Genomic DNA, 14,026 nt, shown 5'->3' with positions numbered 1-14,026 from the left:
GTTATGGCCAACTTGCACAGACCCGGCGCCGCCGTCGCCGGCAGACCGCGAAACCACCCATCCCAGCCCCAATGTGGGGGTAGCAGAGCCGTTTGGCGAGGCCAAATCACAAATTGGCCTTGCGAAACCCTCCCGGCCCCTATAACTAGCGGCATTCATCCACATATTTCGTCCCACCCACAACGGAGCGACAGTCGATGGCTCGCGTCACCGTAGAAGATTGTATCGACAAGGTCGACAACCGGTTTGACCTGGTCCTGCTGGCCGCCCACCGGGCCCGCATGATTTCGTCTGGTTCACAACTAACGGTTGACCGCGATAACGACAAGAACCCTGTTGTGTCTTTGCGCGAAATTGCAGAGACCACCATTTCGCCGGAAGACCTCCGCGAGGAGCTGGTGCACTCGCTGCAGAAGTTCGTCGAGGTCGACGAGCCCGAGCCGGACACTGTGCCGCTGATCGGTTCCGCCGGTGCAAGCGTGGATGCAGACGATACGGAAGTCGCGGTTGAGCGCATGACGGAAGAAGAGCTCCTGAAGGGTCTCGAAGGCCTCGCGCCGCCCGAGGAGCAGCCCGAGGAAGACGAGTAAATCGTCCCGTCGCTCTCATCGACTTCTTTGTGATCTGATCAAAGGCCCGAACCGTCGTTCGGGCCTTTGCTTTTGTTGGCGTTTTCGTGGTTACCATAGCGTCGTCGGTTCGCGCCTGTCCCTGTCACTGAATTGATCGGACACGCGCGCGATCGGAGCTAAGATGTATACAACGGGCCGTGTCGTGGTCCGTTTGAAGGCAGGACGGCATGGTATATCGACGCCGCACACCAACGCAGATGCAGGCCGCAACCGAATCGGTTGCCGTGGCCCCGACTGCGCCGGTGGCGCGCCCGGCGAAGCCTCGCGCCCGCATGATGCGTCAATATGACCTCGTCGAGCGCGTCAGGTCCTACAATCCCAACACCGACGAAGATCTGCTGAACCGCGCCTATGTCTACGCCATGAAGGCGCACGGCTCGCAGACCCGCGCCTCGGGCGACCCGTACTTCTCCCATCCGCTCGAAGTGGCGGCGATTCTCACCGACCTGAAGCTCGACGACGCCACCATCGTGGCTGCGCTGCTGCACGACACGATCGAGGACACGGAAGCGACGCGGGCCGAGATCGACCAGATCTTCGGGCCCGAGATCGGCGCGCTCGTCGAGGGCCTGACCAAGCTGAAGCGGCTGGAGCTGGTGTCGCGGGAGGCCAAGCAGGCCGAGAATCTGCGCAAATTGTTGCTGGCGATTGCCGACGACGTCCGCGTGCTCCTGGTGAAGCTCGCCGACCGCCTGCACAACATGCGCACGCTGGACTTCGTGCCGACGGAATCGCGACGGCGCATTGCCGAGGAGACGCTCGACATTTATGCGCCGCTGGCCGGGCGCATGGGCATGCAGGAGATGCGCGAGGAGCTGGAGGACCTGTCGTTCCGGACCCTCGACCCGGAAGCCTATTCGGTGGTGATGCAGCGGCTCGATGCGCTGGCCGAGCGCAACCGCAATCTGATCGGCGAAATCGAGGACCAGCTCTCCAACAATCTGCGCCATCGGGGCCTGGGGGCGCGGGTCTATGGCCGGCGCAAGAAGCCATTCTCGATCTGGACCAAGATGGAGCGCAAGTCGGTCGGCTTCGAGCAATTGTCCGACATCTTCGGCTTCCGCGTCGTCGTCAACGACATCGAGGCTTGCTACCGCGCGCTCGGCATCGTCCACACCAACTGGCCTGTCGTGCCCGGGCGGTTCAAGGATTACATCTCGACGCCGAAGCAGAACGACTACCGCTCGATCCACACCACCGTGATCGGCCCCGGCAACCAGCGGGTCGAGTTGCAAATCCGCACCGAGGCGATGGACCAGATCGCCGAGCGCGGCATCGCCGCGCACGTGTTCTACAAGGAAGGCGTGGGCTCGCCGACCGAATTCCTCAAGCGGGAGTCCAATGCGTTCGCCTGGTTGCGCCACACCATCGGCATCCTCTCGGAGAGCGCCAACCCCGAGGAATTCCTCGAGCACACCAAGCTCGAGCTGTTCCACGACCAGGTGTTCTGCTTCACCCCGAAGGGCAAGCTGATCGCGCTGCCGCGCCACGCCAACGTGATCGACTTCGCCTATGCCGTGCATACCGACGTCGGCAACAGCGCGGTGGGCTGCAAGATCAACGGCCAGTTTGCGCCGCTGTCCTCGGAGCTCCAGAACGGCGACGAGGTCGAGGTGCTGACCTCGGAAGCGCAAGCGGCGCCGCCGTCCGCCTGGGAAACGCTCGCGGTCACCGGCAAGGCGCGCGCCGCGATCCGCCGCGCCACCAGGACTGCGGTGCGCGATCAATATGTCGGCCTCGGCCGGCGCATCGTCGAGCGCCTGTTCGAGCGAGCCAAGATCGAATACGCCGACGACAAGCTCAAGGGCGCGCTGCCGCGACTGGCACGAACCTCGATCGAGGACGTCATGGCGGCTGTGGGACGCGGCGAGATCAAGGCCTCCCACGTCGCGCGTGCGATGTATCCCGACTACAAGGAGGAGCGCATCGCGCGCTACGGCGTCAAGAAGGGGCTTGCCGCCAAGCTCAAGGAGAAGTCGTCCGAACCACCGCGCAGCCCGGTCGCGATCCCGATCCGCGGCATCAATTCCGACCTGCCGGTGAAGTTCGCGCCGAACGGCGGCGCTGTGCCCGGTGACCGCATCGTCGGCATCGTCACGCCGGGCGAGGGCATCACCATCTACCCGATCCAGGCGCCGGCCCTGAAGGATTTCGAGGAAGAGCCGGAGCGCTGGCTCGACGTGCGCTGGGACATCGAGGACTCCGCGCCGCAGCGCTTCCCGGCCCGTATCAAGGTCGAGAACGTCAACGAGCCCGGTGCGTTGGCGCAGATCGCGACCGTGATCGCCGAGCACGACGGCAACATCGACAACATCAGCATGCAGCGCCGCTCACCGGATTTCACGGAGACGACGATCGATCTCGAAGTCTACGATCTCAAGCATTTGAGCGCGATCCTGGCCCAGCTGCGCGCGAAGGCGGTCGTCGCCCGCGCCGAACGTGTTAATGGATAGACGCCTTCCGTCTTGTCTATTCCTATGATTCCGTGAGTCCTGAAATGCCTGCACCTCCGCTCCGCCTCGGCGTCAATGTCGACCATGTCGCGACCCTGCGTAACGCGCGCGGCGGCCGCAATCCCGATCCGGTGCGCGCGGCGCTGCTGGCGATCGAGGCCGGCGCCGACGGCATCACCGCTCATTTGCGCGAGGATCGCCGGCACATCCGCGACGAGGACATGGCGCGGCTGAAAGCCGAGATCTCCAAGCCGCTCAATTTCGAGATGGCGGCGACCGAGGACATGATGCGGATTTCGCTCGCCACCAGGCCGCACGCGGTGTGCCTCGTGCCGGAGCGGCGCCAGGAGGTGACGACCGAAGGCGGGCTCGACGTCGTCGGCCAGCACAATGCGCTGGCGCCTTATATCGCGCGGCTGAACGATGCTGGCATCCGGGTGTCGCTGTTCATCGCGGCCGATCCCGCCCAGATCGAGATGGCAGCGCGGCTGCGCGCGCCTGTGATCGAGATCCACACCGGCGCCTGGTGCGACGCCGTCGTCGACGGTCACGCCGACAAGGCCGAGGCCGAATGGCGGCGGATCGTGGCAGGGGCGAAGCTGGCGAGGGAAGCGGGGCTGGAGGTTCACGCCGGACACGGGTTGGACTACGCGACGGCGGAGACGATCGCCGGCTTGCCGGAGATCATGGAGCTCAACATCGGCTACTACATGATCGGCGAAGCCCTGTTCGTCGGTCTCGCCGAGACGGTTCGCAGCATGCGCGCGGCGATGGACCGCGGCCGGAGCCGGGCATGATCATCGGCATCGGCTCCGATCTGATCGACATCACCCGTGTCGGCAAGGTGATCGATCGCCATGGCGAGCGCTTCCTCGACCGCATCTTCACCGCGGCGGAGCGGGCCAAGGCGGAGCGGCGCGCCAAGAACGAGAAGATGGTGGTGGCAACCTACGCCAAGCGCTTCGCCGCCAAGGAGGCCTGTTCCAAGGCGCTCGGCACCGGCATCAGGCGCGGCGTGTGGTGGCGCGACATGGGGGTGGTCAACCTGCCGGGAGGGCGGCCAACCATGCAATTGACGGGCGGGGCGCTGGCCCGGCTCCAGGCCCTGACGCCGGAAGGGTTCGCGGCGCAGATCGACCTGTCGATCACCGATGACTGGCCGTTGGCACAGGCCTTCGTCATCATTTCCGCCGTGCCGCTGGCCAAACCCTGACGCCACTCCGATCATTTTATAATTCGCATTCAAAATCAAACGCTTATGCAGTTTTGATGCGATCCTTGATTGCGTGGCCTCCGACAACCGTCTAAAAGTCCGCGGACGCAAATCAGGCTGGGCGAATTCGGCTTTACGCCGGAATTGGCCCTCATTATCAGAATCAGGACAATCTCCTTGGGCCGCGAGCGATGGGCTGCTCGCGCGAGGAGGGCGCGCTGTGACCGCCCGCCGGAATTGAGAGAGCAATGAGCGTGACTTCAGGAACGAAAACTGAGAGCGGCGTCGGCGAAACGATCCGGGTCGTGATCCACGCTCTCCTGATTGCGCTGGTGATCCGCACCTTCCTGTTCCAGCCGTTCAACATCCCATCCGGCTCGATGAAGGCGACGCTGCTGGTCGGCGACTATCTGTTCGTCTCGAAATATTCCTACGGCTACAGCCACTACTCGATCCCGTTCTCGCCGCCGCTGTTCTCGGGGCGGATCTGGGGCTCGGACCCGAACCGCGGCGACATCGTCGTGTTCCGCCTGCCGAAGGACGATTCCACCGACTACATCAAGCGCGTGATCGGCCTTCCCGGCGACCGCATCCAGATGCGGGACGGGCTGCTCTACATCAACGACACGCCGGTCGAGCGGCAGCGCATGAGCGAATTTGTCGGCGAGGACCCCTGCGGCGCCGAAGGCAGCGGCGTCTCCCGGGTGAAGCGCTGGAAGGAAACGCTGCCGAACGGCGTGTCCTACGAGACGCTGGACTGTGCCGACAACGGCTACGTGGACAACACCAACGTCTACACTGTGCCGACCGGCCATTTCTTCATGATGGGCGACAACCGCGACAACTCGACCGACAGCCGCTTCCTTGGTCAGGTCGGCTACGTGCCGAAGGAGAATTTGATCGGGCGCGCCCAGATGATCTTCTTCTCGATCGCCGAAGGCGAGCATGCCTGGATGTTCTGGCGCTGGCCGTGGGCGGTGCGCTGGAATCGCTTCTTCAAAATCGTCCGATGAAAGACGAAGCCAAGGACATCGCGACCCTGCCGACCGAGGCGCAAGCGGGCCCCGACGGCGAAGCTGCGACCAAGAGCCTTGAAAGCAAGACGCCTGAAAACAAGACGCCTGCGAAGAAGAAGCGGGTGCGGAGCAGCAAGGTCAGGGGCTCGGATGCGAATGCGGGGCTCGAGGCACGCATCGGCTACAGCTTTGCCGATCCGAACCTCTTGATGCAAGGCATCACGCATGTCTCCGCGCTGAAGTCCGGGCGCAAGCGCGGCGACAGCTATCAGCGGCTGGAATTCCTCGGTGACCACGTGCTCGGGCTCGTCGTCTCCGACATGCTCTATCACACCTTCCCGAACGCCGACGAAGGCGAGCTGTCCAAGCGACTTGCCGAACTGGTGCGCAAGGAGAGCTGCGCCGATGTCGCCAAGTCGCTCGGTCTGCTCGACGACATCAAGCTCGGCTCGGTCGGCTCCAGCGCCGACGCGCGCCTGCGCAAGAGCGTACTCGGCGACATCTGCGAGGCCGTGATCGGCGCCGTCTTCCTCGACGGCGGCTACGCGGCGGCGGCCGATTTCGTCAAGCGCAACTGGACGGAGCGCATGCACAAGCCGCGACGTCCCTTGCGCGATCCCAAGACCGTTCTCCAGGAATGGGCGCAGGGCAAGGGATTGCCGACGCCCGTTTATCGCGAGGTCGAGCGCACCGGCCCGCATCATGATCCGCAATTCCGCGTCGCGGTCGATCTTCCGGGACTCGCTCCGGCGGAAGGCATCGGCGGCAGCAAGCGCGCGGCAGAGAAGGTGGCAGCTTCAGTGATGATTGAACGTGAAGGCGTTGGCGGCGGCAATGACGGTTGAAGCAAGCGGCGAGGCGCCCACTGCTACGCGCTGCGGCTTCGTCGCGCTGATCGGCGCGCCCAACGTCGGCAAATCCACGCTGGTCAATGCGCTGGTCGGGGCCAAGGTCACGATCGTCTCGCGCAAGGTGCAGACCACGCGCGCGCTGATCCGCGGCATCGTGATCGAGAACAACGCACAGATCATCCTGGTCGATACGCCCGGCATCTTCCTGCCCAAGCGCCGGCTGGACCGCGCCATGGTCTCGACCGCCTGGAGCGGCGCGCATGACGCCGATCTCGTCTGCGTGCTGCTGGATGCCAAGGCCGGCATCGACGAGGAAGCCGAGGCGATCCTCACCAAGGTCGCCAGCGTCAAGCACGAGAAGATTTTGGTCATCAACAAGGTCGACCTGGTCCAGCGCGAGAAGTTGCTGGCGCTGGCGCAGGCCGCCAACGAGCGCATGGCCTTCGCAAAGACCTTCATGATCGCGGCGATTTCCGGCGACGGCGTCGACGACCTCCGGCATACGCTGGCCGAGATCGTGCCGCCGGGGCCGTTCCTCTATCCCGAAGACCAGATGTCGGACGCGCCGATGCGGCAGCTTGCGGCCGAGATCACCCGCGAGAAGATCTTTCGCAAGCTGCACCAGGAATTGCCCTACCAGTCCACCGTCGAGACCGACAAGTGGGAGGAGCGCAAGGACAAGTCGGTGCGCATCGAGCAGACGATTTTCGTCGAGCGCGAGAGCCAGCGGAAGATCGTGCTCGGCGCGGGCGGCGCCACCATCAAGTCGATCGGCGCGGACTCGCGCAAGGAGATCGGCGAGATCCTGGGCGTGCCGGTGCACCTGTTCCTGTTCGTCAAGGTGCGCGAGAACTGGAGCGACGATCCCGATCGCTACCGCGAGATGGGCCTGGAATTTCCCAAAGAATAACCAAGAAAAGATCGGTTGGCGATGAGCGTACCCAGCAACGTACGGCGCTTCGAAGCGTTGCTCTATGCATCGTTGATGCTGGATGCCTTGTCGATGGCGGTGCAGGACCGCACGCCGAATGCCGAGATGACCGAACAGATGATCATGACGTCGACGCTGCTTGCCGGCGGCATGATCCTGCTGCTGGTCTATTTCGTCCGGCTGGCCGCGCGCGGGCGCAAGAACTGGCCGCGCTGGGTACTGGCTGCAGCACTCGTGCTGTCGGTGATCTCGCTCGGCCAGATCATCGGCCAGAAGGGCATGGAACTCGACAGCGCCATCGAGATCGTCTCCTGCGTGCTGACGGCGATGGGATTGTATTTCTCGTTCCGCGGCGACGCGCAGGGCTGGTTCAACGCGTGAGGCCGTGTCGGGTGGATCGGCGGCGCGCAATTCACCTTCCAGGAGTGCATCCGCGATTGGCCGATTAGGCCTTCGGCCATCCGCCCTACGATTGAAGACCGGAATCCGCTAGACTTCACCCATGGAATGGACCGACGAAGGCATCGTGCTGGGGGTGCGGCGGCATGGCGAGAGCAGCGCCATCGTCGAGCTGCTGACCCGCGCGCACGGCCGCCATCTCGGTCTCGTCCGCGGCGGCGCCGGCTCGCGGATGCGGCCGCTGCTGCAGCCCGGCAACAGCCTCAGCGTGGTGTGGCGGGCGCGGCTCGATGAGCATCTCGGCACCTATGCCATCGAGGGCCTCAAGCTGCGGGCGGCGACGCTGCTGGGATCATCCCACGGCGTCTACGGCATCACCCATCTCGCCTCGATCGCGCGGTTGCTGCCGGAGCGCGATCCGCACGAAAACCTCCTGGCGCTGCTCGAACATTCGCTGGACGATTTCGACGACATCGGCAGCGCGGCCGTGCACGTGATCCATTTCGAACTGGCAATGCTCACCGAACTCGGCTTCGGGCTGGCGCTGGAAAACTGCGCCGTGACCGGAGAAACCAACGACCTGATCTACGTCTCGCCCAAATCCGGCGGCGCGGTGTCGCGCGGGGCGGGCGAACCGTGGCGCGACCGCCTGTTGCGGCTGCCGCCGTTCCTGCGCCAGGGCGAGGTGCAGGGCGACCTCACCGATCAGGATCTCCAGGACGGCTTTCGACTGACCGGCCTTTTCCTGCTGCGTCACGTGCTGGAGCCGCGCGGGCAGGGCCATTCCGACGCGCGGGCAGGCTTCATCAACGCGCTGATTCGACAGCAGGCAAAGGCCGCCATTCCCGCGCCATGAGCCTGGCGCGGCCCTGCGTTGCCTCAGCGGGCCAGCCGTTGCTGGAACAAAACTGGGTTCCCCGGACTTGCCAATTTGGGTTCCAATCGGGGATAGGCTCATGCTGATCAAGGGACTTGTGATATCGGCAGCGCTGATCGCGCTGGCGCCGGACGCCCTCGCGGGTGAGCAGCCGGGCGTCTTTCGCCGTGCCTCCTGCACCGTCGTCAGGTTCTATGTGGCCAAGTATTCGGCTGCGGCAGCCGAGGCCTGGGCCCGCTCAAAAGGCGCGACGGAGGCCGAGATCGAGACGGCCCGGCGGTGTCTGACCAATGCCCCAGCCACCACCCAGGCCAAAAACGCCCAACCCACCCAGACCTTCACCGCAGGCTGGGCCGGCCAGTAGGCCGCCCCCAGGGAACCAATCGATCCTTGCCCGATTCGCTTCCACGGTTTAACCGGGCGGCATGGGAAAACGATTGATTCCGCCGGAGGAACCGGCCGAAATTCACGAGGTGCCGCTGCGTGAGGCGCTGGAAGAGCGCTATCTTGCCTACGCGCTCTCCACCATCATGCACCGCGCGCTGCCGGATGCGCGGGACGGCCTGAAGCCGGTGCACCGGCGCATCCTCTATGGCATGCGCCTGCTCCGGCTCGACCCGGGCACGGCGTTCAAGAAATCCGCCAAAATCGTCGGCGATGTGATGGGCTCGTTCCATCCGCACGGCGACCAGGCGATCTACGACGCCATGGTGCGTCTCGCCCAGGATTTCTCCTCGCGCTACCCTCTGGTCGACGGCCAGGGCAATTTCGGCAACATCGACGGCGATAATCCCGCCGCCTACCGCTACACCGAAGCGCGCATGACCGACGTCGCGCGGCTTCTGCTCGACGGCATCGACGAGGACGGGGTCGAATTCCGTCCCAATTACGATGGTCAGTCGAAAGAGCCGATCGTGCTGCCCGGCGGCTTCCCGAACCTGCTCGCCAACGGCGCGCAGGGTATCGCGGTCGGCATGGCGACCTCGATCCCGCCGCACAACGCGGCCGAGCTCTGCGACGCCGCGCTGCATCTGATCGAGAAGCCCGACGCGAAATCCAAGGCGCTGCTGAAATGGGTCAAGGGTCCGGATTTTCCCACCGGCGGCATCTGCGTCGATTCCAAGCAGGCGATCGCTGAAGCCTACACCACCGGCCGCGGCTCGTTCCGCGTCCGCTCCCGATGGGAGCAGGAAGAGGGCGCGCGCGGCACCTGGGTCGTCGTCGTCACCGAGATTCCCTTTCTGGTGCAGAAATCGCGGCTGATCGAGAAGATCGCCGAGCTGCTGGACCAGAAGAAGCTGCCGCTGGTCGGCGATATCAGGGACGAGTCGGCCGAAGACGTCCGCATCGTGATCGAGCCGAAGTCGAAGAACGTCGATCCCGCGCTGATGATGGAATCGCTATTCCGGCTGACCGAGCTCGAAAACAAGATTCCGCTGAACCTCAACGTGCTGATCAAGGGCCGCATTCCCAAGGTCGTGGGGCTGGCGGAATGCTTGCGCGAATGGCTCGACCATCTGCGCGACGTGCTGATCCGTCGCACCAACCATCGCAAGGCCGAGATCGAGCGCCGGCTGGAGATTCTCGGCGGCTTGCTGATTGCCTATCTGAACATCGACGAGGTGATCAGGATCATCCGCAATGAGGACGAGCCGAAGCCCGCGCTGATCAAGGCGTTCAAGCTCACCGAGGTGCAGGCCGAAGCCATCCTCAACATGCGGCTGCGAAGCCTGCGCAAGCTCGAGGAAATGGAGATCCGCAGCGAGGACAAGGATCTTCGCAAGGAGCTGAAGGGCATCGAGGGACTGCTGGCGTCCGAGCCCGAGCAGTGGAAGAAGGTCGGCGAGCAGGTCGGCAAGGTCCGCGACATGTTCGGACCGAAGACCCCGCTCGGCAAGCGCCGCACCACCTTTGCGGACGCGCCCGAGCATGATCTCGCCGCGATCGAGGAGGCCCTGGTCGAGCGCGAGCCAGTGACGGTGGTCGTCTCCGACAAGGGCTGGATCCGCACCCTCAAGGGCCATGTCGAGGATCTCTCGGGGCTGGCCTTCAAGCAGGACGACAAGCTCGGGTTCGCGTTCTTCGCGGAGACGACCTCAAAGCTGCTGCTGTTCGCCACCAACGGCAAGTTCTACTCGCTCGATGTCGCAAAACTTCCGGGCGGCCGCGGTCATGGCGAGCCGATCCGCCAGTTCATCGATCTCGAGCCGGAGGCCGCGCCGGTCACGCTGTTCGTCAACAAGGGCGGGCGCAAATTCCTGGTCGCGAGCCACGAGGGCCAGGGCTTCGTCGTCAACGAGGACGATTGCGTCGGCACCACCAAGAAGGGCAAGCAGGTTCTCAACGTCGACATGCCGAATGAGGCGCGCACGGTCACCGAGGTGCTCGGCGACACCGTCGCGGTGATCGGCGAGAATCGCAAGATGCTGATCTTCCCGCTCGACCAGGTGCCGGAGATGGCCCGCGGTCGCGGTGTGCGTCTGCAGAAGTACAAGGACGGCGGCCTCTCCGACATTGCCGTGTTCGACGCCAAGACGGGCCTGACCTGGAAGGACTCCGCCGGCCGCGAATTCTCTGCGACCATGAAGGAGCTCGCCGAGTGGAAAGGCTCCCGCGCCGACGCCGGCCGTCTACCGCCGAAGGGATTCCCGAAGTCCAACAAGTTCGGCAGGGTGATCGGGTAGTCGGGCGACAGTCTGGTTCCGCCGGTGCGCGCGGTCTGATACCGTCCGGCATCCCGGTGTTCTGGAATCTTGAGAAGTAGCCCGATGTACGATGTCATTGTTGTCGGCGGCGGCTCCGCCGGCGCCGCTGTTGCGGCGCGGCTCACGGAGGATCCCGCACGGCGCGTCCTGCTGCTCGAAGCCGGTCTGGACTGGCGCGCCGACGAGGCGCCCTGGGAGGTGAGGACGCCAAATCCCATTCCGATCATCCACAAGCGCGAGTACCAGGAGAAATGGCAATGGCCGGATCTTCTGACGCGCCGTGTGGCGGGGCAGGAGCCGCGCTTCTACTGGCGCGGCAAGGGGCTCGGCGGCTCGTCGATGATGAACGGCCAGATCGCCATCCGCGGCGTTGCCGATGCGTTCGACGAATGGGCCGCCAATGGCTGCACCGGCTGGTCCGCCAAGGACGTCATGCCGTTGTTCTCGGTGATCGAGGATGATCTGGAATTCGGCGACGCCGCCGGCCACGGACGCGGTGGACCGCTGCCGGTCTATCGGGCGCCGCCGGACAAATGGGGCCCGATCGATCGCGGCTTGCGCGATGCGGCGCTGGGGAGCGGCTATCCCTGGTGCGCCGACGTCAACGGCCCCGACGGTGAGGGCGTCGCCTGCTATCCCATCAACAGCCGCGACAGCCGCCGCATCACCACCAACGAGGGTTATCTGGAGCCCGCGCGCGGTCGCGCCAATCTGGAAATTCGCGGGCATGCGCTGGTCGACCGCGTGCTGATCAGCGACGGCCGGGCGACCGGCCTCCGTGTTCACATCGAGGGGCAGGGCACCCACGAGATCAGCGCGCGCCAGATCGTGCTGTGCGCCGGCGCCATCCACAGTCCGGCGATCCTGTTGCGCTCGGGCCTTGGACCGGCCGGTGAGCTGCAGGCGATGGGGATCGCGGTCGAGCGCGACCTGCCGGTCGGCCGTCACTTCTTCGACCACCCGCTGTTTCGCGCCACGATCCAGCTCCACGAAAATCTGCGGCCCACCGATCCGGACACGCGTCATACCAATTGCTGCGTGACCTATTCCTCGGGCCTCGCCGACGGCGGCAAGCGCGACATGATCCTGATCGCCTTCAACCACCGCGGCATCGGTGTGCCGGGCGCGATCGGCGCCGGACTGTTCAACGCGTATTCTCGTGGCACGCTCAAGCTGACCTCGACCGACCCCGCGATCGATCCGGTCGTCGAGGAAAACATGCTGGCCGATCCCCGCGACATGCTGCGCATGATGGATGCGGTGAAGCGGCTGGCCGTGATCACCTCCCAGCCGGCGCTATCAGGCATCGCCGACTGGATCCGGCTCGCCGACACCGATCTGAGGCTGCAGCAAGCCGCTGCGCTGCCGGAGCATGAACTGGATGCGCTGCTGCGGCGTGAGACCGGCGACATCCAGCATGCCGCCGGTAGTTGCCGGATGACCGGCATCAACGACGCCGACGGCGTGGTCAATCCTGATGGTACGGTGAAGGGCATCGCGGGCCTGCGCGTCGCCGACGCCTCGATCATGCCGTCGGATTGCCGGGCCAACACCCACTTCACGACGGTGGTGATTGGGGAAGCGATTGCGCGGATGATGATGAGGTAGAGCGACAACGACGGTGTCATGCCTCGGCTCGACCGGGGCATCCAGTACGCCGCGGCCTCTCTTCTCGATCGCGACTGTCTCGGAGTACTGGATCGCCCGCCTTCGCGGGCGATGACAGTGAGAATAGGGCTAGGACCTACTGTCGCGCCGATCCACGCTTCAAACAGCGGACGAGAGTTCGCGATCTCGCGGCTGCTTCCGCCCGAGTTTTGCGTCGTCGCATTGCCCTTGTTGAGACAAGGGCGCAGGGAAGGCCGGGCGCCGGCTGGCACCCGCAGGTCCGTGCGCGATAGAAATGCACACGGGGTGGACCACAGGTTCGCCGGATCGCCCGGCCTTCCCTGCGCGATGGTTTTAACGTGTCCTTCGTGCTCTCCTCGGGGAGCGATGCACTATTGCCCCCGTCGTCCTGCAGATGACTGATGCGCGCGCCCGGTTGGGCCGCCACATCGCTGCAGGACTTGACGCACAGACCCCGGGCGTCAGGACCACACGACTTGTTCGTCCGCGCACGTCTTCGCATGTCGCTTCGAGTGCTGGCGTGTGCTCACACCCGAAGCCATGCGAAGGCGCTGTCGGCATCGTGTCGTAGGCACGAAAGCCTGTGCTCACGGTTTCCCGCCCTGCAAGGCTCGCCGCGCCCGGCGCCGTCGCGTCCATCGCTGCCCAACCCGCGGTTCGTGACGATCGCGATCCGCCCCTTGTCCCGGGTCAGGGTATGTCGTACGTACGACAAATCCGAATTTCGGTAAAGTGGAATATTTTGCGAGGTGGGCTTGACAGGCGATGTGGCGGAAGTGATCGCGGCTGTTTTGCCCGACGGGCACGGGGAGGTGCTCAAGGACAAATTCCAGATAAGCTCCGTTAAGGCGAATGCAGAGGCAGTCGCCTCGATGCGTTCACATCGCCTTCGCGAGCGCGAACAGCCGGAAATCCTCGAGCGCCGCGTGCCGATGCGGGGCGGCTTCGCGCCGGTAAATCTCGGTGTCGACGATCGAGCGGAAGGTGGCGAAATCGCCGTATTCATTGATCGCCGCTTCGTCCCAGCGTTCGCCTGGCGAGCCGACGAGGCTCGTTAGGACCGGCCCGGAAAACATCCGCACGAGCGGCTTACCGGCCGCGAGACGCCGGAATGCCGGCCTGTAGCGTTCATGGAAGGCTTCGCGGCCCGAGCAGGGCGCGGCGTCGAATCCGTCCTCGTAACGCGCAAACGCGCGGTAGCGCAGCAGATTGAGCATATAAACCGGCTGGCCGGGTGGAATCGCGCGCTCGGCGGCGTCAAGGGCTTGCAGGGTGATTTCGATGGGGTTCATGGGACTTCCCGCGTTTCCAGCGCCGCAG

The 14,026-nt window shown here is 64.8% G+C and carries 13 protein-coding genes; 12 read left to right on the top strand and 1 reads right to left on the bottom strand.

All coding sequences use genetic code 11. The features are described from left to right. Positions 1-197 precede the first annotated feature (197 nt). The 12 genes from rpoZ to BRA471DRAFT_RS21785 all read left to right on the top strand — a co-directional run bounded on the left by rpoZ (position 198) and on the right by BRA471DRAFT_RS21785 (position 12,685). Entirely contained in the window at positions 198-590 is a 393-nt protein-coding gene (rpoZ, locus tag BRA471DRAFT_RS21840) for a DNA-directed RNA polymerase subunit omega (RefSeq protein ID WP_007603391.1), read from the top strand. A gap of 209 nt (positions 591-799) precedes the next feature. Continuing rightward, entirely contained in the window at positions 800-3,085 is a 2,286-nt protein-coding gene (locus BRA471DRAFT_RS21835) for a bifunctional (p)ppGpp synthetase/guanosine-3',5'-bis(diphosphate) 3'-pyrophosphohydrolase (protein ID WP_007611189.1), read from the top strand. 44 nt (positions 3,086-3,129) lie between these two features. Further along, positions 3,130-3,882 carry a pyridoxine 5'-phosphate synthase gene (locus BRA471DRAFT_RS21830; RefSeq protein ID WP_007611186.1) on the top strand — a complete coding sequence of 251 codons (753 nt, stop codon included), beginning with the start codon at positions 3,130-3,132 and terminating at the stop codon, positions 3,880-3,882. Continuing rightward, the gene (gene acpS / locus BRA471DRAFT_RS21825) at positions 3,879-4,298 is read left to right on the top strand and encodes a holo-ACP synthase (RefSeq protein ID WP_007611179.1); all 420 of its coding nucleotides are present in this window, start codon (positions 3,879-3,881) and stop codon (positions 4,296-4,298) included. Before BRA471DRAFT_RS21830 ends, acpS begins: the two co-directional genes overlap by 4 nt. A gap of 248 nt (positions 4,299-4,546) precedes the next feature. Continuing rightward, a complete protein-coding gene (gene lepB, locus BRA471DRAFT_RS21820) occupies positions 4,547-5,311 on the top strand; it encodes a signal peptidase I (RefSeq protein ID WP_007611177.1) in 765 nt (254 codons plus the stop codon). After that, positions 5,308-6,159 (top strand): ribonuclease III, encoded by an 852-nt coding sequence (rnc, locus tag BRA471DRAFT_RS21815; RefSeq protein ID WP_007611172.1) that lies wholly within the window; start codon positions 5,308-5,310, stop codon positions 6,157-6,159. The genes lepB and rnc overlap by 4 nt, the downstream gene beginning before the upstream one ends. After that, positions 6,149-7,075 carry a GTPase Era gene (gene era, locus BRA471DRAFT_RS21810; protein ID WP_007611165.1) on the top strand — a complete coding sequence of 309 codons (927 nt, stop codon included), beginning with the start codon at positions 6,149-6,151 and terminating at the stop codon, positions 7,073-7,075. Before rnc ends, era begins: the two co-directional genes overlap by 11 nt. A gap of 21 nt (positions 7,076-7,096) precedes the next feature. Then, positions 7,097-7,477 carry a hypothetical protein gene (locus BRA471DRAFT_RS21805; RefSeq protein ID WP_007611164.1) on the top strand — a complete coding sequence of 127 codons (381 nt, stop codon included), beginning with the start codon at positions 7,097-7,099 and terminating at the stop codon, positions 7,475-7,477. Between the two features lie 121 nt (positions 7,478-7,598). Further along, the gene (gene recO / locus BRA471DRAFT_RS21800; RefSeq protein ID WP_007611162.1) at positions 7,599-8,351 is read left to right on the top strand and encodes a DNA repair protein RecO; all 753 of its coding nucleotides are present in this window, start codon (positions 7,599-7,601) and stop codon (positions 8,349-8,351) included. 100 nt (positions 8,352-8,451) lie between these two features. Then, positions 8,452-8,736: a hypothetical protein gene (locus BRA471DRAFT_RS21795; RefSeq protein WP_007611160.1), complete on the top strand. Its 285-nt coding sequence runs from the start codon at positions 8,452-8,454 to the stop codon at positions 8,734-8,736. A gap of 61 nt (positions 8,737-8,797) precedes the next feature. Further along, complete coding sequence (gene parC / locus BRA471DRAFT_RS21790; RefSeq protein WP_007611158.1) at positions 8,798-11,056, top strand: DNA topoisomerase IV subunit A; 2,259 nt, start codon at positions 8,798-8,800, stop codon at positions 11,054-11,056. An 84-nt stretch (positions 11,057-11,140) separates the two neighbouring features. Continuing rightward, positions 11,141-12,685 (top strand): GMC family oxidoreductase, encoded by a 1,545-nt coding sequence (locus BRA471DRAFT_RS21785; RefSeq protein ID WP_007611157.1) that lies wholly within the window; start codon positions 11,141-11,143, stop codon positions 12,683-12,685. Between the two features lie 899 nt (positions 12,686-13,584). On the opposite strand, the gene BRA471DRAFT_RS21780 is transcribed toward BRA471DRAFT_RS21785, so the two are convergent. Next, entirely contained in the window at positions 13,585-13,998 is a 414-nt protein-coding gene (locus tag BRA471DRAFT_RS21780) for a hypothetical protein (RefSeq protein WP_007611147.1), read from the bottom strand. Positions 13,999-14,026: the final 28 nt, after the last annotated feature.

The sequence above is a fragment of the Bradyrhizobium sp. WSM471 genome (assembly GCF_000244915.1).
Classification (GTDB): domain Bacteria; phylum Pseudomonadota; class Alphaproteobacteria; order Rhizobiales; family Xanthobacteraceae; genus Bradyrhizobium.
Note: the sequence above shows the minus strand (reverse complement) of the source record. Positions and strands in the feature narration are given on the sequence as shown.